Source organism: Aeromicrobium changchenzhani (genome assembly GCF_057586615.1).
Genome location: NZ_CM172480.1, coordinates 2,779,818 through 2,799,135, shown reverse-complemented (window position 1 = coordinate 2,799,135; position 19,318 = coordinate 2,779,818). Strand labels below are relative to the sequence as shown.

The following is a 19,318-nucleotide window of genomic DNA, read 5'->3' as shown; positions in this document are numbered from 1 at the left end:
CAACGGCGGAATTCGTCGATTGCTTTGGGTCAAGTAGGCTCGAACTCATGTTTGAAGAGGTCGAGGACACCCGCCCTTGGCTTGCCCAACAGCCAAGCGTTGCTGCGGTACTCGTAGCTCACAACGGTGCTGCATGGTTGCCGAAAGTTCTCCAATCCTTTGCGGTCATGGATTATGCGCCGTCCTCGTGGCATGTCGTGGATGTCAGTTCGACCGACGGCAGTGGCGATCTACTGACCGAGACCTTCGGCGCCGATCGCATCACGTATGCGCAATCGGGTACCGGATTTGGTGACGCGGTCCAGATCGCGCTGAAATCTGCGCCGCCGACCGATTGGGTCTGGCTATTGCATGACGATTCGGCAGTAACCCCCGGGACGCTGGCCGGATTGCTTGACGAAGCGACCCGCCATCCCGACATTGCCGCCGTTGGGCCGAAGATTCGCGAATGGCCATCGCTCAAACGATTATTAGAAGTCGGCTTGTCGGTCACCGGAACCGGGAGCCGTGAGACCGGCCTCGAGCCGGGGGAGCCTGATGCGGGGCAGCACGATCGTCCACGCGATGTTCTCGCGGTCAACACCGCGGGCATGCTGATTCGCCGCACCGTTTGGGACGAACTCAACGGTTTCGACCCGAAGTTGCCGCTGTTCTTCGACGACATCGACTTCGGCTGGCGGGCTGCACGCGCCGGCCACCGGGTCCGCACCGCGCCAAAGGCGATCATCTTTCACGCCGAAGCGAGCAGCCGCCGCAACCGCCGCCCAACGGCAGGCGATGTCCAGACGTACGAGCGCAGGCGGGCTGCCCTGTTCACGATTCTCGCCAACTCGAGCACTCGACGGTTTGCTTGGCAGTATGTGCGACTGTTCGTTGGCACGCTGTTGCGGGTACTCGGCCTGCTCGTCGTCCGAGCGCCCGAAGAAGCTGGCGACGAACTCCAGGCGCTGCGGCTGATTTATTTGCAGCCAGGTGAATTGCGCGCGGCCCGGCGGCAACGGGCCGCGGCCGCGAAGATTTCTTCGGGATCCATCCGCGCGCTGATGCCACCGGTCTGGTTGCCATACCGACACGGGCTCGATGCGGTCCGCGGGGTCGCCATCGCGATGGTCAGGCCCGAAACCCATGAGTCCGGTGGCCGACGATCATCGGCCACCGAGGATGGCCCCGACGAGGTTCAAGATCTTCCCGACGAGCCATCGATTCTGGTCCGGCGGCCATGGCTGACCACGGTTCTCGTACTCGTCGTGCTTTCTTTTGTGGCCGGCCGCGGGCTGTTCTCGGGTGGGCTGCTGCATGGTGGGGCACTGTTGGCCGCGCCCGATACCGCTGGCGGCTGGTGGAGCGTGTTCCTCGGCCCGTGGCATGACCTGGGAATTGGTAGCGATGCGATCGGACCGGTCTATTCGCTGCTGCTGGCTGCGGTGGCAACCCCCGTATGGTTCAGGCCAGACATCGTCGTCGTGACCTTGCTGTTGTTTGTCGTGCCGCTGGCAGGATTGAGCGCCCACCGGTTGGGCCGGTTGCTGTGTTTTTCTCGCCCGATTCGGATCATCTGGGCAATCACCTATGCGTTTGCGGTTGTTGCCACCGGTGCAGTGTCCCAGGGTCGGCTCGGGACCGTGGTGGCGCTCGTGTTGCTGCCGATATTGATCAACACCGGATTGCAGGCGATGGAGAAGCCTGGCTGGCAGGCCGGTCTTCGCCTTGGAATCTGGATCTCGGTCGCCGCGGCGTTCGCGCCGTTGATGTATTTATTCGCGCTCGTGCTGCTCCTGCTGGTGATAACTCTAGGCAGCCGGAAATATCGGTTGTCAATGGCGGTGAGCGCCGCGGTGCCAGCGTTACTGCTCGGCCCTTGGCTCATTCAACGGGTGTTTCACCCGATGCGCTGGTGGTGGGAAGCTGGCTACGCCTCAGGCTATGCGGCTTCGGCGCGCGACATTGTGTTCGGTCGCGCGGGTGGCCCGGGTGCTGCGCCGTTCTGGCTCAGCTCGGGCGTTCTGATCCTTGCGGTGCTGGCGCTGGTGCCACAGCGAACTCGTCGTGAAGTGGGCTGGGCCTGGGTCGTCGCGATCCTCGGCCTCGGTGTTGCGGCATTAGGAAGTGTCTCGACCTTCACCACCGCGTCGAGTCCCAACAGCGTGCCTGCCTGGGTCGGAATCGGTGTTGTCATCTGGATCGGTGGTCTGGCCACCGCGGCACTGCTTGCTGCCGATGGCATCCGCGGCCTCGGCCGGGGAGCTGTCATCGGCCTGACGCTCTTGGCTTTGGTGCTTCCGGTGGGCACCGCCAGTTGGTGGCTCGTACGCGGTGAGCAGGACCCGATCAGCAGGGCTGCGTCCGACGACGTGCCTGCCTTTCTCACCACCCGGCCGGGAAGCACCCTCGTCGTGCGCGGCACGGTCATGCGCGGCATCGATTTCGAAGTGCTGAATCGTGACGGCCTGCGACTCGGCGACGAGGCGGTTCTGCCCACGACAGCACAGTCCTCGGCGGTCACCGGCCTAGTCGGAAAATTACTCTCCAATCCATCGTCGGCCGATCTCCGCGGCCTTTCGAGGCTAGGCGTCAGTGCTGTCTACGCGCCGCGCGTTGATCCTGAGTTGGCGCGCCGTCTTGATGCCGCTCCCGGGCTTGAACCGGCTGGCAGCGAAGATCCGTCATCACGGGTGTGGACGCTCCCGCAACAACCCACCACGACTCATCCAGACGGACCCATTTGGCATACCGTCGTTGCGTTTATCCAAGGCCTCCTGTGGCTGATTGCGATCGTGCTCACCGCGCCGGTTCGTCAACGTCAACGTATTGAGGAGGTCGAGCAGTGACGCATCGCCACGAACTGTTCCTTCCGCTGGTTGCCGTTGCCGTGGTGGCGGCCGCCCTCGCGCTCCCGGGACATTCCAATGCCGACCGGTCGCCGAAGGAACAGCCGGTGGTCCGGTCGGCTTATGCCTGCGCGACGCCGAAAGGCGTGACCGTTGCGGCCGGTCGGTATGCCGCGCATCCCGGTGCCAAGACGAAAGCGGCGATGATTCCGGGCAAGAAGTCGGTGCCCGCGCTTGCCTCAACTACGTCGTGGTCATCGGCCACTCCACCCGGTGCCGCTCTGATCGTTTCGTCAGAGGATGCCAAGGCCGCTGGCGCTGTCGGCTTCACCGCTGAAACGGCCAAAAAATCTGACGGCGGAGGGCTGGCGATTGCATCGTGTGCTGGCGTCGTCCAAGACGCGTGGTATCTCGGTGCAGGTAGTGGCCAGAAACATTTCACGACGATCACGCTGACGAATCTGTCCGATGCTCCGGCCGTCACTGATGTGACGATGTGGGGCGAGAATGGTCCGGTCGACGCTGTCGACGCCGACGGCATCGTGCTCAAGGCCTTCCAGTCCAAGCGCATACCGATCGCTGCGTTGGCAGCTGGCGAGCCCGAATTGGCGGTCCATGTGGTCACGAGCCGCGGGGCTGTGTCCGTCGCATTGCGGGACACCTCGACGGCGGTGTACGCGGGAACCGAAATGTTGCCGACGACTCGAGCACCGGCCCGGAGCCAGCTGTTACCTGGGCTCGCGTCGAAAACCGGGACGAAAACGATTCTGCTCCTCAATACGTCGGGCAGCACGCGACGGACCAAGGTGGAGGTGCTGGGCAAGAGCGGCGCATTCGTGCCCGATGGACTCGACGCCGTCAAAGCACCCTCTGATCGTTTGACCGCGGTGACACTGCCGAAGTCGGCCGGCAACGATGCGGCCGCGGTGCGATTGACCTCCGACGGCCCGGTGGCGGCCACGGTGCGGATGGCCGGTGGTACCAAGGACTTTGCCTACGCGGGCGCCGCTGATGCGTTTACCGGCCCGGCGGTCGTTCCGATGTCGATCGGTCCACAGCGGACACCGGCCACACTTGTCCTGACGGCACCTGGAAAGAGCACGACGACTGCCGTTGAGGCCTACGACAAATCCATGAAGAAGATCGGCTCAAGCGCCGTGTCGACAAAGGCGGCAACGACCTCGACATTAGATCTGTCGGCCCGAAAGACCTTTGGCGTTGCCGCAAAGTCGATCGCGTATGTCGTGGTTCGCGCCACTGATCAGATCATCGGATCGACGGTCTATGGCAGCGACACACGGCTAAGCGCAGTTCCGCTGGCACCGGTGCCGTTGGCGGCACTCACGCCAGACGTACGCCCCGCACGATAGGTCAGCGCGGCCGGCGCGGATCCAAATCATCGGGGGACATGTGCCAAATCTCCGCGAGTCGGTCGAGTACCGTCAGCCAGGCCAGCTCGATCAGTTCATCTTCGCTATCGCAGCGATGTGTCATTGGTAGCCGGAACAGGACGATGCGGACAAACTCGGCAGTTGTCACGACGGTGCTCAGCGGAAGATCATCAGCCCAATCCTCAGGCAGGATCGGGGCCTCCTCGACTGCGAACTCGACGGCTTCATTCTCGACCTCGAAATGTGAGCGGAGACTTTCGAGAATGTCGCCGATCAGCAGGTCGAACTCGGCTCGGGGTGAACGATGAACCGGGACGCCAAGCGGTGAGAGCGGCCCGGGCAAAGACAGTGGGCCGCGATTTCCGCGGCCGCGCCGGTCCCGCATCCGCCCGGGCCGGGGTCCGCTGACGATGCCGCCGAGAACGTCCATGCGGTGAGCCTAACGCGCCGGCGCGCGGCCGTCGTCTACTGTCGCAGTGTGGGTGTTGCTCGTCGTTGCACGCGTACGGCGTGCTCAGAAGTTGCTGTGGCGACATTGACCTATGTCTACGCCGATCAGACTGCGGTGCTCGGTCCGCTTGCGACATACGCCGAGCCGCACAGTTACGACCTGTGCAGCGTTCACTCGCAACGGTTGTCCGCTCCGCGCGGCTGGAGCGTGCTTCGGCTTGCGCCCAATACCGCCACCGTCGAGCCGACCCATGATGACCTGCTTGCGCTCGCTGATGCCGTACGGGAGGCGGGACGTAGGCCCACCGTTCCAAGTCCGGACCGCAACGATGCTCCGCATCCGCATCCGCATTTGCGGCTGCTCAAACCCGAACAGGACCGTTGATGGATCCACGCCTCGAGGCAGTCGTCAAAGCGTACGACATCCGTGGCCGGTCGCCGGAACAACTCGACGCGGCACTTGCCTACGCAATCGGTGAAGCATTTGCGCACGAGACCGGGGTCAGCGAAGGCCGCGGCAGCGTTGCGATCGGTCACGACATGCGTACGACATCGCCAGAACTCGCGCAAGCAGTTGGCGATGGTATCCGCGCCCAGGGCGGTGGCGTCATCGACATCGGGTTGGCCTCGACAGATTTGCTGTATTTCGCCTCGGGCGAGTGGAACATTCCCGGCGTTATGGTGACCGCGAGCCATAATCCGGCGGCTTATAATGGGCTCAAGATGTGTCGAGCCGGGGCTCGCCCGATTGGCTACGACACCGGCCTCGCCGCGATTGCCGAGGATGCCTCGACGCGTCTCGACGGCGAAGGACACGGCGAACCGGTTGGACCGTTTGAATCGGCCGATGCGCTCAGCGCCTATTCGCTCCGGCTGCGCGAATTAGTGCCGTTGACCGGCAACCGGCGGCTCAAAGTGGTCGCGGATGCAGGCAATGGCATGGCCGGCCACACGGTACCGGCCGTGTTCAGCGAAATCGCAGTCGATCTGGTGCCCCTGTATTTTGAACTCGACGGCACTTTTCCGCATCACGATGCCAATCCGTTGGATGCCTCGACGCTGGTTGATCTGCAGGCCGCAGTCAAAGCACATGGCGCCGACATCGGACTTGCCTTCGACGGCGATGCGGACCGCTGCTTTGTGATTGATGAGCGTGGCGAGGTCGTTCCGCCCTCGGCGATCACCGCCCTCATCGCGGCGCGCTATTTGGCCTTGTATCCGGGCGCGACGATTCTGCACAATGTGATCTGCTCGCGGGCAGTTCCGGAGATCATCAGCGAGCGGGGCGGAACCGCGGTTCGGACCCCGGTCGGACATTCACTGATCAAGGCCGAGATGGCCCGTACAGGTGCGGTGTTTGGCGGCGAGCACTCCGGGCACTTCTATTTCCGTGAGTTCTTTCTCGCCGATTCCGGCATGTTGGCCGGCCTTCATGTGATGGCGGCGCTCGCCGAAACCGACGGCACCGTGTCCGAGCTGATGGCACCATACTCGCGCTACTGTGCCTCCGGCGAGATCAACAGCACCGTCGATGATGCTGCGGGGATTCTAGCGCTGCTTGAGACCACCTTCGCCGATCTTGACCTTGATCACCTGGATGGGCTGACCGTCACTTCCGAGCATTGGTGGTTCAACGTACGCTCGTCCAACACCGAACCGCTGCTCCGCCTGAACGTCGAGGGAGCCGATGCGGACATAATGGGTCGTGTCCGAGACGATGTGCTCGGCTTGATCCGTGGGAGGAAAAACTCATGAACCTCGACCCGTCCTTACTGGACATCCTCGTCTGCCCGCAATGCCGGACGACCCTCTTCGTGGATCATGCTGCGGAGGAACTCGTCTGCAACGCCTGCCGACTTGCCTATCCAGTCCGCAATGACATTCCGGTGATGTTGGTCGACGAAGCCCGCGCGATCGCCTGAAATGTCGACCGAGGGCGGCAACAAGGCCGTCGTTGCGGCGCTGATGGCCAATGTCGGCATCGCGCTGACGAAGCTCATTGCATTCTTGCTGACCGCTTCGTCGTCGATGCTGGCTGAAGCGATTCATTCCTTCGCTGATTCGGGCAATCAGGTGCTATTGCTGGTTGGCGGCAAGCGGTCCAGGCGGCAGGCGACGCCCGAGCACCCCTTCGGTTTCGGTCGCGAACGCTATATCTATGCCTTTCTCGTCTCGATCGTGCTGTTCTCACTCGGCGGGTTATTCGCGCTCTACGAGGCCTATCACAAATTGCATGAACTCCAGTCGGGTCACGCCGACGATGGGTTGCTCGGTACCAATTGGAAATGGTTGGCGCTGGGTGTCCTCGCCCTAGCGATCGTGATGGAAGGCTTGTCCTTCCGTACCGCGGCCAGAGAGTCCAACAAAGTTCGCGGCAACCAATCGTGGTGGTCCTTCATTCGTAAGGCCAAAGCACCCGAACTACCGGTCATCTTGCTTGAGGACTTTGCCGCGCTGATCGGATTGGCCGTCGCGTTCGCCAGCGTTTCGCTCGCGATTGCGACCCACAATTTGTATTTCGATGTCGTCGGCTCGGGGATTATCGGGGTCCTGTTGGTCGTCGTTGCGGTGGTGCTTGCAGTCGAGATCAAGAGCCTGCTGATCGGCGAATCCGCGACGATCGGCGCGATCGATCGCATTCGTACGGCAATTGAACAGACGCCCGGCATCGAGCGGATCATCCATATGAAGACTTTGCACACCGCGCCCGAAGAGTTATTGGTGGCTGTAAAAGTGGGGATTTCACCGACCGCAAGTGCCGCCGACATTGCGATCGCGATCGATGCGGCGGAGCGTAATCTGCGGGCCGCCGAGCCGATGAGTGCGAGCGTCTACATTGAGCCCGACATCTTCCGGGAGGACTACGTGCCGGCCGAGCGGCCCGAGGCTCCGACCGCGCCCAGTCACTGACGCCAAGTCACTGACGTTGAGGCTGCTGGCGGCGGAAAGTCGTACGGTGTTGCGGCAATGCAGCGCGCTTCGCTACTCATGGGTACGATTGGCAGCATGGATTTCAAAGTAGCTGACCTGTCACTGGCCGAGTTCGGTCGCAAGGAGATTGAACTCGCCGAGAACGAGATGCCGGGCCTGATGGCCATGCGCGAACGTTTCGGATCGAGCAAGCCGCTTTCCGGTGCTCGTATCGCCGGATCGCTGCATATGACGATCCAGACTGCGGTCCTGATCGAGACGCTCACGGCTCTTGGCGCTGACGTCCGCTGGGCGACCTGCAATATCTTCTCGACCCAGGACCACGCTGCGGCCGCAGTTGTCGTCGGCGTTGATGGCACCCCGGAAGACCCGAAAGGCACACCAGTCTTTGCTTGGAAGGGTGAGTCCCTCGCCGAGTACTGGGATGAGGCGGAGAAAGTCTTCGCCTTCAAAGATGAGCACGGCGCCGAAGGCGGACCGGACGTCCTCCTTGACGACGGCGGAGACATCACGATGCTGTTGCACCTGGGTGTCGAGTTTGAGAAGACCGGTGTCGTGCCGTCGCAAGACAGCACCGACAACGAGGAGTTCAAGGAAGTGCTGCGTGTCCTAGCCCGCTCGGTCGAGGCCAAGCCGCAATACTGGACGAACATCGCGAAGGACATCAAGGGCGTCTCCGAAGAGACCACAACCGGCGTCCTGCGCCTCTACGACCGTTTCAGGGATGGCACACTGCTCTTCCCTGCGATCAACGTCAACGACTCGGTCACCAAGAGCAAGTTCGACAACAAGTACGGCTGCCGCCACTCGCTGATCGACGGTATCAACCGTGCGACCGACGTCATGATCGGTGGCAAGGTTGCCGTGGTTTGTGGCTACGGCGATGTCGGCAAGGGTTCGGCAGAGTCGTTTCGTGGTCAGGGCGCCCGCGTCATCGTTACCGAGATCGACCCCATTTGCGCGCTACAGGCTGCGATGGACGGCTATGAGGTTAAGAAGCTCGAGTCCGTCGTCGAGTTTGCGGACATCTTCATCACCACCACGGGCAACTTCGACATCATCCGAGTCGAGCACTTCGAGAAGATGAAGCACCAGGCGATAGTCGGCAACATCGGCCACTTCGACAACGAGATCAACATGGCGGGCCTGGCCAAGATCCCGGGCATCGTCAAGGACGAGATCAAGCCGCAGGTTCACCAGTGGATCTTCCCCGACGGCAAGAAAGTCATCGTGCTTTCGGAGGGCCGCCTGCTGAACCTTGGCAATGCGACCGGTCACCCGTCGTTCGTCATGTCGAACTCGTTCACCAACCAGGTACTCGCGCAGATCGAATTGTTCACCAAGGCCAGCCAGTATGAGCTCGGCGTCCATGTGTTGCCCAAACACCTCGACGAAGAGGTCGCCCGGCTACATCTCGATGCGCTCGGTGTCGAGCTCACTGAATTGTCCAAGGAACAGGCTGAATATCTCGGAGTCGATGTAGCCGGTCCCTACAAGTCAGACCTCTACCGCTACTGAGTTCGCAGATCATGGCCTATCGCCGCAACAAACCCGACCGGGTGCTCGTCGTCGATGATGACGCAGCCCTCGCAGAAATGCTGACCATCGTCCTCGGCGGCGAGGAGATGGTGACCGCGGTGTGCCGGTCGGGCGATCAGGTGATGTCGGCGTTCAACGAATTCAAACCCGATCTGGTACTGCTCGACTTGATGCTCCCGGGGATGGACGGCATGACCGCATGCCGCCAGATCCGGGAGCGTTCGTCGGTGCCAATCATCATGTTGACCGCCAAGACCGACACCGGTGACGTTGTGCGCGGCCTTGAGGCCGGCGCCGACGATTACATCACGAAGCCGTTCAAAAATCAGGAGCTTGTTGCGCGGGTTCGGGCGCGGCTGCGCCGCACCGAACAGCTGGCCGAGCCATTAATTTTTGGGGACATCGTGCTCGATCCGGCCGGCCATACCGTCACCCGCAAGGGCGAGCCACTTGAGTTGACGCCGCTCGAATTCGACCTGCTTGCCTGCCTCCTGGCCACACCTGAAAAAGTCTTCAGCCGCGAAAAATTGTTGGAACAGGTGTGGGGTTATCACCACCCGGGGGACACCAAACTGGTCAACGTACACATGACGCGGTTGCGTTCCAAGATCGAGGATGACGCAGAAAACCCGCAGGTCATCAAGACCGTGCGCGGCATCGGTTATCAAGCAGTGACGCAGTAGGCCGCAACCGGATGCGTTCCCTGCACCGACTCTGGCGACGGTCGATCCAGACCCGGGTGGTCACGAGCACGATCCTGCTCAGCGCCCTGGTGATCTCGTTGACCGGCTGGGCGTTGCTCCACGATGTAGCGAACGGCCTGGCCGACAACCGCCGGACCGCCGCGATTTCGGAGGCCCGGTCGGGCTTTGAGTATGCCCAACAGCAGATCGAGGCTTCAGTTGAGTCCGAGCCGGCCACACAGTCCCAGACGCTCACTCAGATGGTCGACTCGCTGACGAGCAGTCGTGGGGCTAAACGTACCTACGAACTGGTGCTCGAGGGCCCGTTGACAGCTGATGGTGGCCAGGTGCCGGTGCGCTCGTCGGCCGCGATTGTGCCCGGCTCACTGCCTGCGGATTTGGCGAAAACGGTCGAGCGTAAACGCGGCATCTTCTGGCAGTATTCACGAATCGGCTTGCTGGGAACACCGGGCAACGAGCCCGGGATCGTCGTGGGAAGCCAGATGCACGTGCCCAGTACGGGCGACGACTACACGCTGTACTACCTGTTCTCGATGGCCGAACAGCAATCGACGCTCGATTTGGTTCGCCAAGCGCTGTTGCTAGGCGGCCTGGCGATGGTCTTGATGGTCGGTGGTGTCGCTTGGCTGGTATCCCGCCAGGTGCTCAACCCGGTACGACTCGCGCGACGGATCGCTGAGCGTTATGCCCGGGGCAGCCTCGAACAACGCATGCACGTTTCGGGTGAGGACGATATTGCCCGGTTGAGCACGTCATTCAATCAAATGGCGGCCAGTTTGCAGATCCAGATCCGGCGGCTGGAAAATTTGTCGCGGCTGCAACAGCGATTTGTTTCCGATGTTTCGCACGAACTCCGCACACCGCTTACGACGGTCCGAATGGCCAGCGAACTGCTGCACGATTCACGGAGTAATTTCGACCCGGCGACGGCCCGCGCCGCTGAACTGCTGAACAACGAACTCGGACGGTTTGAGGCGCTGCTGTCAGACTTGCTGGACTTGAGTCGCTTTGACGCTGGCGCGGCGCAATTGGAACTTGATGAGGTGAATCTCGCTGAGATCGCTCGGGGCGCACTCGAGGACCCGTCCCTGCAGCGTAAGGGCATCAATGTCGTGCTCATCAACGTTGATCGGCCGGCGGTTGTCGCGGCCGACATACGTAGAATCGATCGGATCCTTCGCAACCTGCTGACGAATGCGGCGAAGTATGGGGGATCGGATCGAGTCGAGGTCGAAGTCGGACAGAATGCGGACACCGTATGCCTGGCAGTTCGCGATTTCGGCGTCGGGCTTTCCGGTGATGAGAACCTTCGTGTGTTTGACCGGTTTTGGCGCGCCGATCCGGCCCGGACACAGGGTGGCACCGGACTCGGTTTGTCGATCTCCAGAGAGGATGCCGTATTGCACGGCGGCACATTGAAGGCGTGGGGCCGGCCGGGTGAGGGCAGCGAATTCATCCTGACTATCCCGAAGCCGGGCGGCTCGAGCAAGAACCCAGCGATCGTGTCGGTGTTCGCATGAACCTGTCGCGCCGACCCAATCGTGTTGCCGGACTTTTGTGCACTATGGCGGTCCTGCTTATCGCGGCAGCTTGCGGCGGAATCCCCGACAACGGCCCGATCCACGAGGTCAAAGCTGCTGACGGGTCAACCGAGAGCACAGTGCGTTACTCGCCGGCCGGTCCGACAAAGAATGCGACCCCCCAGCAGGTCGTTCGCGGCTATTTGGACGCGATGCTTGCCTACCCAGTGACGACTGGCGTCGCCGCTAAATTCTTGACGCCCGATGCTGCCAAAAGCTGGAAGTCGGCATCCGGTGTGCAGATCTATGTCCGGCCGCGAGTGGCGCGGGCCACGGCGCGAGACTTGCCCGCTGCCGCCGGCTCGGCGTATGTGGGCCTGGCCGTGCATCAAACGGCGAAACTTGACCGACAGGGCAACTACGCCGCGAGCGAAACGGATCGGACCTTCTCGTTTGAACTCGCCAAACACGATGGTCAGTGGCGGATCGTCAATCCGCCGTCCGGATTCCTTGTCGACCAGAAGTATTTCGACGACTATTACCGTCCGTTCAACGTCTATTTCTTCGATCAGTCGGGGCGCCGGCTCGTCGCGTGCCCGATCTATGTGCCGATCGGCGATCAACTCTCCACAGCATTGGTGTCGAGTCTCTTGGTCGGGCCGGGCGATTTGCTTGACGGCCATGCGCGCAGCTATCTGCCGAAAGCGACGAAGCTGCGAACCTCGGTGCCGTTGCGCGATGACGGAGTTGCGGAGATCGAGCTGCGCGCAGATCTGTCGGCGCTGTCCGCCAGCGCGCGCGAACGGCTTTCAGCGCAGATCGCCTGGACCCTCAATCAGGTTGGCTCCATCAGCGGAATACGTGTCACTGATGGTGAGAGTTTCTTGTATTCGGGTAATCAAGGAATCTTGCCGAAGGAGTTCGGCCAGTCTTACGGGCCAAAGTTTGGATCCGACGAATTTTATGCCGTAGCGAAGAGTCGCGTTGTCAAGGTTGATGGCATCGACGTCACTCCGGTCGAGGGGACATGGGGCAAGGACAGCCGTGGTGCAACGGCGCTCGCCGTGTCGGATCGTCATGAGATTGCCGCAGTGACTGCGGGAAGAACCCAGCTGCTGCTGGGCGCGTTGCGAAGCAAACAGGTAGTTAATTTTTCCGGGCAGGGGTTCTTGTCGCCACATTGGGACGATCAGGGCAATGTCTGGGCGTTCGATCGCCCGCAAGGAGCGACTCGGGTGCGGCTCGCGACCGACAAAAAATTGCGGACGCTGTCGATCGGCAAGTTGGCAGCTCGAGATGTGCGTTCCTTCGCGCTGTCGCCAGACAACAGCCGTTATGCGATCATCACTGGCCGGGGTGCTAAATCAACGGTTTTGGTCGGTTCGATACTGCGTGATTCCGCCGATCGACCGGTTGGCCTCAGCGCGCCGGTGTCCGTCGTGACGGCTGATGCTCAACTGTCGAGCTTCCGTTCGGTGGCGTGGTCCGATGACACTAGCGTTGCTTTCTTGGCCAATGATCGGATCGTTGGCTCACAGATTTTCCGTGCGCGTATCGACGGATCTGACCTGCAGGGTGGGACCTCCACCAACGGCGCCCTATTGCCGAGCCTCGATGTCGTGCAGTTGGCGACGCCCGGCGGGGACAGCGCGGCAAACTATGTACTGGACACGAAAGGCCACCTCTGGTTGCTTCGTCCGCAATCTGCGTGGACCGCGCTGACCGCAAATGATGTGGAATCGTTAGCGGCCGTAACAACACTGTCCACAGATTGAGGTAGGCCGTTCCGATTCGCTGAATCTGGGCCACTCTTGAAGGGTGCTCTCATTTCGCGTCGCGCTCGCCGATCTTCTGGTCGGCGCTAGTTGCGGTGGCTGTGGGATGCCAGCGCTGACCCTGTGCGAGAACTGCGCGGCGGCGCTGCGACCTGATCCGTACGAGGCGTGGCCGAGCCCAACTCCATTCGGGCTGATGGCTCCGAGCCCGGTCGTACCGATCGCCGCGGGCGCGTACGAAGGTCCATTGCGATCGGCACTCACCCAATACAAGGAACACGGACGATTCGGTCTGCTGCGGCCGTTGGGGCATCTTTTGGCGGCATCGGTATGCGCGCACGTGCCGCCAGGGGAGGCCGCGACGCTGGTCCCGGTCCCGTCGTCCCGCCGAGCCAACTTTAGCCGAGGCTACGATGCGATTGGCGAGTTGGCCAGCACTGCGGCCCGGCAACTGCGACAGATCAGCATCAGCTGCGAGAGCACACCGATTTTGGTCCACACTAGGCAAGTCGCCGATCAGTCCGGTCTGAACGCTGAGCACCGATCAACTAATCTGGTGGGTGCACTTCGGCTGCGCCGAGAACGATTCATGATCGGCCCGAACGTGATCATTGTTGATGACATCATCACGACCGGAGCGACGGTCGCGGAGGCCGTTCGAGTTTTGACTCGGGCCGGAAAACGGCCGATTGGGATCGCCACAATAGCCGCCACCGGCCGGCACCACGACGGTGTCTGGCCAACTTCGCGCGAATGATGGATAAAAGCGATTCGGGGCGCTACGGTCGGTGATACGTAGTAACGCTTCGACGAGGAGGTCCCATGGAAATTGTCGTCAAAGGTCGGAATAGTGAAATTTCCGATCAATTTAAGGAACATGTCCACGAGAAGCTGCTCCGAATAGAGAAATTTGATCAGCGACAGAAGATCCACCGGGTTGAGGTGGAGGTCACGCACGAGAAAAACCCGCGCCAGCGTGATCGGGCGGCCCGCGTCGAGATGACGCTGCGGTCGCGTGGGCCGGCGGTTCGCGCCGAGGCGTCGTCGACCGATCAACATTCGGCGTTGGATGCGGTGATGGACAAGCTGGAGTCGCGGCTGCGTAAATCGGTCGATCGCACTCGGATCCACCGCGGCAACCGGACTCCGCAGTCACTGTCCGATGTGGCTGCGGTTGAGCCCGATGAGTTGGCCGATGGGGCTGGCTCAGTGGGTGAGGACATCGACCCTGGCGACAATGCGGGTCCGCTCAAGGTCGAGGGCGACGGCCCGCTGGTCGTGCGCGAGAAGACTCACACGGGCCAGCCGATGACGTTGGAGCAAGCCCTCTACGAGATGGAACTCGTGGGGCATGACTTCTACCTCTTTGTCGAGAAGGACTCCATGAAACCGAGCGTGGTCTACCTGCGCAAGCGTTATGACTACGGAGTCATCCATCTCGACGTCACCGAGGAGTGACCGTCGTCCACGGAACTGCTGACGCAGATCTGTCGGCGCGACATGACATCATCAGACTGTGTTGAGCCGAGAAGATCCGATCCGTGTCCTTCTGGTCGATGACCAGGAGTTGTTCCGGCGTGGCGTCAAAATGATGCTCGCCGCCGACGGCGACCTTGATCTCGAGGAAGCCGTCGACGGCGACACCGCCCTGCTTTTGGCAGCAGCAAACCCGCCCGACGTCGTGCTTTTGGACGTCCGTATGCCCGGCCGTAGCGGGGTCGAAGTATGCGGCGCGCTCAAGGCTCTGTCACCGGCTACGGGCATCATCATGCTCACCGCGAGCGATGAAGAATCTGATCTTTATGAGTCGATTAAAGCCGGTGCATCAGGCTACATCCTCAAGGATGGCTCAACTTTCGATCAGGTTGTCGAGGCCGTTCGCTTGGTTGCCGCCGGCCAATCGCTGATCAGCCCGACGATGGCTACCAAGTTGCTGGAGGAGTTTGTTCATATCTCCAAACCGCAGGCCAAGGCCACCGGCCTGACCCAGCGAGAGCTTGAAGTGTTGCGCAAGGTGGCGCGGGGACTCAGCAACCGAGAGATCGCCGAAGTGTTGTTCATCAGCGAGAACACGGTCAAGAATCACATCCGCAACCTCTTGGAAAAGCTGCAGATGAAGTCCCGCATGGAAGCGGCCATGTACGCGGTGCGGAGTAACCTTGTCGAAGACGAGTAGTGACGCAGCGTCGAAGACGAGTGACAGGTAGGTGAGCCTCACTCAACTTCAGGCCCGACGCATCGCGCTCGGTGCGCAGGGGTTTACCAAGGCTCGACCGGCAGCGGTCGGCTCCCGGCAACTCGCTTCGACGATCGCCCGTCTGGGTTTCTTCCAGATTGACTCAGTCAATGTGCTCGTTCGAGCGCATTACATGCCGCTGTTCTCGCGGCTCGGTCCATACGATCAGGAGTTGCTGCATCGCGCCTTCGGTCGGGCACCTCGGCGGCTGTTTGAATACTGGGCGCACGAGGCCGCGCTCGTCGATGTGTCACTGCATTCGGCGCTGCGCTTCCGGATGGCGTCGGGGGCGCGTATGTGGGGCGCCATGGCGCGGGTCGCCGCCGAACATCCCGAACTCGTCGCTTGGGTTTTGGAAGAGGTCCGCCGCCGTGGGCCGTTGACGGCGCGCGACATCGAGCATGATGCGACGCACAGCCGAGACAGTTGGGGCTGGAACTGGTCGGTGGTCAAATCAGCGCTTGAGTACCTTTTCTACAAGGGGGAGGTCACGTCTGCCCGCCGCAATTCAGCTTTTGAACGACTTTATGATCTGCCCGAACGCGTCATACCAGCCCAGCAACTTGAGTTGCCGACACAGACCCCGCAGGAGGCGCATCTGACTTTGGTGCGTCACGCTGCCCGTGCACATGGCATCGCCTCTGAGCAATGCCTGCGCGATTATTTTCGGTTGCAGGCGGAGCCGACGCGAGCAGCGATCGAAACATTGGTCGCCGATGGTGAACTGATTCCTACCGTCGTTGAGGGTTGGCATCGGCAAACTTATCTGCATGCCGAAGCCAAACGGCCGCGGACCGTGCGGGCCAGAGCTTTGCTGAGCCCCTTCGATCCACTGGTGTTCGAGCGCCATCGGACCGAGGCATTGTTTGATTTTCGTTATCGCATTGAGATCTATGTGCCTGAACACAAACGGGTCCACGGCTACTACGTGTTGCCATTTTTGCTCGGGGACCGATTGGCTGGTCGGGTCGATCTGAAGGCCGACCGGGCAGCTGGCGAGTTGATCGTACGAAGTGCCTGGCAGGAAATTGACGCGCCCGCAGACACCGCGATCGAACTCGCAGCCGAGCTCAACGACATGGCTCGGTGGCTTGGTTTGGGATCGGTCCGATGTGAGCTCAAAGGCGATCTGGCACCGGAACTCAGTGCCGCTTTGGCGGTCCGTCTAGTATAGGAAGGCTCAACCATCCACTCAGGAGTTCTCTTTCGTGCCTAAGATCATCGACAAGATTCTTCGTATGGGCGAAGGCAAGATTGTTCGCCAACTCGAAGCCATCGCCAAGCAGGTCAATGCGCTTGAGGATGAGTTCAGCGAGATGACGGACGAACAGTTGCAGGCCATGACTCCGGAGTTCCGTGAGCGCCTTGCCGCCGGCGAAACCGTCGACGATTTGATGCCCGAAGCCTTCGCCACGGTTCGCGAAGCAGCAACCCGTGTGCTCGGAATGCGTCCCTTCGACGTCCAGGTCATGGGCGGGGCAGCGCTGCATTTGGGCAACGTCGCTGAGATGAAGACCGGCGAGGGCAAGACCTTGGTTGCGACGCTGCCGTCCTATCTGAATGCACTCACTGGCAAAGGCGTTCATGTCATCACCGTCAATGACTACCTGGCCAAGTACCACGCTGAGTGGATGGGCCGCGTCTACCACTTCTTGGGTATGACCGTCGGCATGGTCCTGCCGAGCATGACGCCGGCCGAACGCCGGGTCTCGTACGCCGCCGACATCACCTATGGCACCAACAACGAGTTTGGCTTCGATTATCTGCGCGACAACATGGCCGATGAGATTGCCGACTGTGTACAACGTGGCCACAGCTTCGCGATTGTCGATGAGGTTGACTCGATCTTGATCGATGAGGCTCGCACACCACTCATCATCTCGGGGCCGACCGAGGACGACGTCAAATGGTATGGCGAGTTCGCCAAGATCGTCGTACCCATGAAACTTGACGAACACTACGAGGTCGACGAGAAGAAGCGCACGATCTCGATCACCGAGCCGGGCATCGAGATGGTCGAAGATGTGCTGGGCATCGACAATCTCTATGACGCCGTCAACACTTCGCTGATCAGCTTCCTGAACAATGCGATCAAGGCCAAGGAACTTTTCAAACGCGACAAGGACTATGTCGTGATGAACGGCAACGTCATGATCGTCGATGAGCACACCGGACGAATCCTTGATGGGCGTCGTTATAACGAAGGTCTCCACCAAGCCATCGAAGCCAAGGAAGGCGTGACGGTCCGCGAGGAATACCAGACGCTCGCCACGATCACGCTGCAGAACTACTTCCGGCTCTACGATCGGCTCTCCGGTATGACCGGTACGGCGCTCACCGAGGCTTCTGAGTTCGACAAGATTTACAAGTTGGGTGTTGTCCCAATCCAGACCAACCGCCCGATCACCCGGCTCGACCAGCCAGACCTTGTTTATCGCACCGAGGCGGCCAAATTTAATGCTGTCGTCGAAGACATTGTTGAGCGCCACGCAACGGGCCAACCGATCCTTGTGGGCACAACGAGTGTCGAAAAGAGTGAGCGGCTCTCCAAACAATTGCGTAAGCGCGGCGTTCCGCACGAGGTGCTTAATGCCAAGCAACATGATCGCGAAGCATCGATCGTGGCGATGGCGGGGCACCGGGGTGCCGTGACCGTGGCGACCAACATGGCCGGTCGTGGTACCGACATTATGCTGGGCGGCAGCGTCGAATTTCTCGCCGATCAGTTGCTGCGCGATCGAGGGCTGGACCCGCTCGAGACGGCGGAAGACTATGAAGCAGCTTGGCCCGATGCGCTGAAGAAGATCGAAGCGCAAGTCTCGGCCGAGCATGACGCGGTCAGAGAAGCTGGCGGCCTTGCGGTCATCGGCACCGAGCGCCACGAGTCGCGTCGGATCGACAACCAGCTGCGTGGTCGCTCCGGCCGACAGGGCGATCCAGGGGAGACCCGCTTTTACTTGTCGCTCGAGGATGACCTGATGCGGCTGTTCAAATCCGATTGGGTCAACTGGGTGCTTCAGACAATGAAGATCCCCGATGACGTCCCGATCGAGAACAAGCGGGTGACGGGCGCGATTGCCTCGGCTCAGGCGCAGGTCGAAGCACAGAACTTTGATACCCGAAAGAACATCCTCAAATACGACGATGTGATGAGTAGCCAGCGTGAGGTCATCTACTCCGAGCGTCGCCGCGTGCTCAAGGGCGAGGATCTGCATGAATGGATCCGCACCATGATCCGGCAGGTCACCGATGCCTATGTCCATGGCGCGACCGAAGGATTTGCCGAGGAATGGGAGCTGGAGAAGCTCTGGGTCGCACTCAAGACGTTGTATCCAATGTCCTTGTCGATCGACGAAGTTGACGAGAGCGCTGGCGGCCGTGCTGGGCTTACGACCGAGTCGGTTCAGGAGATCATTGCTGAGGACGCGCTCAAGGCGTATGCAGCGCGCGAGGAAGCGCTGGGCTCGGAGATCACCCGCGAGTTGGAACGCCGCGTCGTACTGAGCGTTCTGGACCGCAAGTGGCGGGAACATCTCTACGAGATGGACTATCTCCGCGAGGGCATCGGGCTGCGGGCATATTCCCAGCGCGATCCGCTGGTCGAATATCAGCGCGAGGGCTTCGAGCTCTTCAACGCGATGATGGAAGCGATCCAGGAAGAGTCGGTTGGCTTCCTGTTTAACCTTGAGGTGCAGATCGAGCCGGATGAGGATCCAGACGATGTGCCGCAGATCTCGGCGAAGGGTCTGGCGCACGAGAAACAGGCCAACTTGTCCTACTCGGCACCCAGCGATGATGGCTCCGGCGGCGCTCAGGTGACCGATGGTGCAGAGAATGCCGATGAGGATGCGCTTGAGGCGCAACGTCAGGCGAAGTCCAAGGATCGTGCTCGACAGAAGGCGAAACAGCAGCGTAAATCGCGCAAGAAGAATCGCTGACGTCGC

Annotated in this window: 16 protein-coding genes; 15 read left to right on the top strand and 1 reads right to left on the bottom strand. The window is 61.1% G+C overall.

Features of this window, described 5'->3' with window-relative positions; genetic code table 11:
* Nucleotides 1–47: 47 nt before the first annotated feature.
* Entirely contained in the window at nt 48–2,828 is a 2,781-nt protein-coding gene (locus AC2YB9_RS14155) for a glycosyltransferase family 2 protein (protein ID WP_487265981.1), read from the top strand.
* A complete protein-coding gene (locus AC2YB9_RS14150; RefSeq protein ID WP_487265980.1) occupies nt 2,825–4,198 on the top strand; it encodes a DUF5719 family protein in 1,374 nt (457 codons plus the stop codon). The genes AC2YB9_RS14155 and AC2YB9_RS14150 overlap by 4 nt, the downstream gene beginning before the upstream one ends.
* Nucleotide 4,199: 1 nt before the next feature.
* Here AC2YB9_RS14150 and AC2YB9_RS14145 read toward each other — a convergent pair whose 3' ends face one another.
* The gene (locus tag AC2YB9_RS14145; protein WP_487265979.1) at nt 4,200–4,649 is read right to left on the bottom strand and encodes a metallopeptidase family protein; all 450 of its coding nucleotides are present in this window, start codon (nt 4,647–4,649) and stop codon (nt 4,200–4,202) included.
* Between the two features lie 48 nt (nt 4,650–4,697).
* Between AC2YB9_RS14145 and AC2YB9_RS14140 the strand changes: the two genes are divergently transcribed.
* The 13 genes from AC2YB9_RS14140 to secA all read left to right on the top strand — a co-directional run bounded on the left by AC2YB9_RS14140 (nt 4,698) and on the right by secA (nt 19,312).
* Nucleotides 4,698–5,054, top strand: coding sequence for a DUF3499 domain-containing protein (locus AC2YB9_RS14140; RefSeq protein WP_487265978.1), 357 nt, complete (start codon nt 4,698–4,700; stop codon nt 5,052–5,054).
* Complete coding sequence (locus AC2YB9_RS14135; RefSeq protein WP_487265977.1) at nt 5,054–6,424, top strand: phosphomannomutase/phosphoglucomutase; 1,371 nt, start codon at nt 5,054–5,056, stop codon at nt 6,422–6,424. Before AC2YB9_RS14140 ends, AC2YB9_RS14135 begins: the two co-directional genes overlap by 1 nt.
* Nucleotides 6,421–6,591, top strand: a complete 171-nt coding sequence (locus AC2YB9_RS14130) for a Trm112 family protein (protein WP_487265976.1) — start codon at nt 6,421–6,423, stop codon at nt 6,589–6,591. Before AC2YB9_RS14135 ends, AC2YB9_RS14130 begins: the two co-directional genes overlap by 4 nt.
* 1 nt (nt 6,592) lies before the next feature.
* Nucleotides 6,593–7,579 (top strand): cation diffusion facilitator family transporter, encoded by a 987-nt coding sequence (locus tag AC2YB9_RS14125; RefSeq protein WP_487265975.1) that lies wholly within the window; start codon nt 6,593–6,595, stop codon nt 7,577–7,579.
* 96 nt (nt 7,580–7,675) lie between these two features.
* Nucleotides 7,676–9,118 (top strand): adenosylhomocysteinase, encoded by a 1,443-nt coding sequence (gene ahcY / locus AC2YB9_RS14120; RefSeq protein ID WP_487265974.1) that lies wholly within the window; start codon nt 7,676–7,678, stop codon nt 9,116–9,118.
* An 11-nt stretch (nt 9,119–9,129) separates the two neighbouring features.
* Nucleotides 9,130–9,822, top strand: a complete 693-nt coding sequence (mtrA, locus tag AC2YB9_RS14115) for an MtrAB system response regulator MtrA (protein WP_487265973.1) — start codon at nt 9,130–9,132, stop codon at nt 9,820–9,822.
* A gap of 11 nt (nt 9,823–9,833) precedes the next feature.
* Nucleotides 9,834–11,363, top strand: a complete 1,530-nt coding sequence (mtrB, locus tag AC2YB9_RS14110; RefSeq protein WP_487265972.1) for an MtrAB system histidine kinase MtrB — start codon at nt 9,834–9,836, stop codon at nt 11,361–11,363.
* The gene (locus tag AC2YB9_RS14105) at nt 11,360–13,138 is read left to right on the top strand and encodes an LpqB family beta-propeller domain-containing protein (RefSeq protein WP_487265971.1); all 1,779 of its coding nucleotides are present in this window, start codon (nt 11,360–11,362) and stop codon (nt 13,136–13,138) included. Before mtrB ends, AC2YB9_RS14105 begins: the two co-directional genes overlap by 4 nt.
* Nucleotides 13,139–13,181: 43 nt before the next feature.
* The gene (locus AC2YB9_RS14100) at nt 13,182–13,895 is read left to right on the top strand and encodes a ComF family protein (protein WP_487265970.1); all 714 of its coding nucleotides are present in this window, start codon (nt 13,182–13,184) and stop codon (nt 13,893–13,895) included.
* 65 nt (nt 13,896–13,960) lie between these two features.
* Nucleotides 13,961–14,596 (top strand): ribosome hibernation-promoting factor, HPF/YfiA family, encoded by a 636-nt coding sequence (gene hpf, locus AC2YB9_RS14095; protein ID WP_487265969.1) that lies wholly within the window; start codon nt 13,961–13,963, stop codon nt 14,594–14,596.
* A gap of 58 nt (nt 14,597–14,654) precedes the next feature.
* Nucleotides 14,655–15,314, top strand: a complete 660-nt coding sequence (locus tag AC2YB9_RS14090; protein ID WP_487265968.1) for a response regulator — start codon at nt 14,655–14,657, stop codon at nt 15,312–15,314.
* 31 nt (nt 15,315–15,345) lie between these two features.
* Nucleotides 15,346–16,548 (top strand): winged helix-turn-helix domain-containing protein, encoded by a 1,203-nt coding sequence (locus tag AC2YB9_RS14085; RefSeq protein ID WP_487265967.1) that lies wholly within the window; start codon nt 15,346–15,348, stop codon nt 16,546–16,548.
* Nucleotides 16,549–16,582: 34 nt separating this feature from the next.
* Nucleotides 16,583–19,312: a preprotein translocase subunit SecA gene (gene secA, locus AC2YB9_RS14080; RefSeq protein WP_487265966.1), complete on the top strand. Its 2,730-nt coding sequence runs from the start codon at nt 16,583–16,585 to the stop codon at nt 19,310–19,312.
* Nucleotides 19,313–19,318 lie beyond the last annotated feature (6 nt).

Bases quoted from the DNA above. Each gene is read 5' to 3' on its own strand.
- AC2YB9_RS14155 (WP_487265981.1), top strand. From the start codon at position 48: ATGTTTGAAGAGGTCGAGGACACCCGCCCTTGGCTTGCCCAACAGCCA.
- AC2YB9_RS14145 (WP_487265979.1), bottom strand. From the start codon at position 4,649: ATGGACGTTCTCGGCGGCATCGTCAGCGGACCCCGGCCCGGGCGGATG.
- AC2YB9_RS14135 (WP_487265977.1), top strand. From the start codon at position 5,054: ATGGATCCACGCCTCGAGGCAGTCGTCAAAGCGTACGACATCCGTGGC.
- AC2YB9_RS14130 (WP_487265976.1), top strand. From the start codon at position 6,421: ATGAACCTCGACCCGTCCTTACTGGACATCCTCGTCTGCCCGCAATGC.
- AC2YB9_RS14125 (WP_487265975.1), top strand. From the start codon at position 6,593: ATGTCGACCGAGGGCGGCAACAAGGCCGTCGTTGCGGCGCTGATGGCC.
- ahcY (WP_487265974.1), top strand. From the start codon at position 7,676: ATGGATTTCAAAGTAGCTGACCTGTCACTGGCCGAGTTCGGTCGCAAG.
- mtrA (WP_487265973.1), top strand. From the start codon at position 9,130: ATGGCCTATCGCCGCAACAAACCCGACCGGGTGCTCGTCGTCGATGAT.
- mtrB (WP_487265972.1), top strand. From the start codon at position 9,834: ATGCGTTCCCTGCACCGACTCTGGCGACGGTCGATCCAGACCCGGGTG.
- AC2YB9_RS14105 (WP_487265971.1), top strand. From the start codon at position 11,360: ATGAACCTGTCGCGCCGACCCAATCGTGTTGCCGGACTTTTGTGCACT.
- hpf (WP_487265969.1), top strand. From the start codon at position 13,961: ATGGAAATTGTCGTCAAAGGTCGGAATAGTGAAATTTCCGATCAATTT.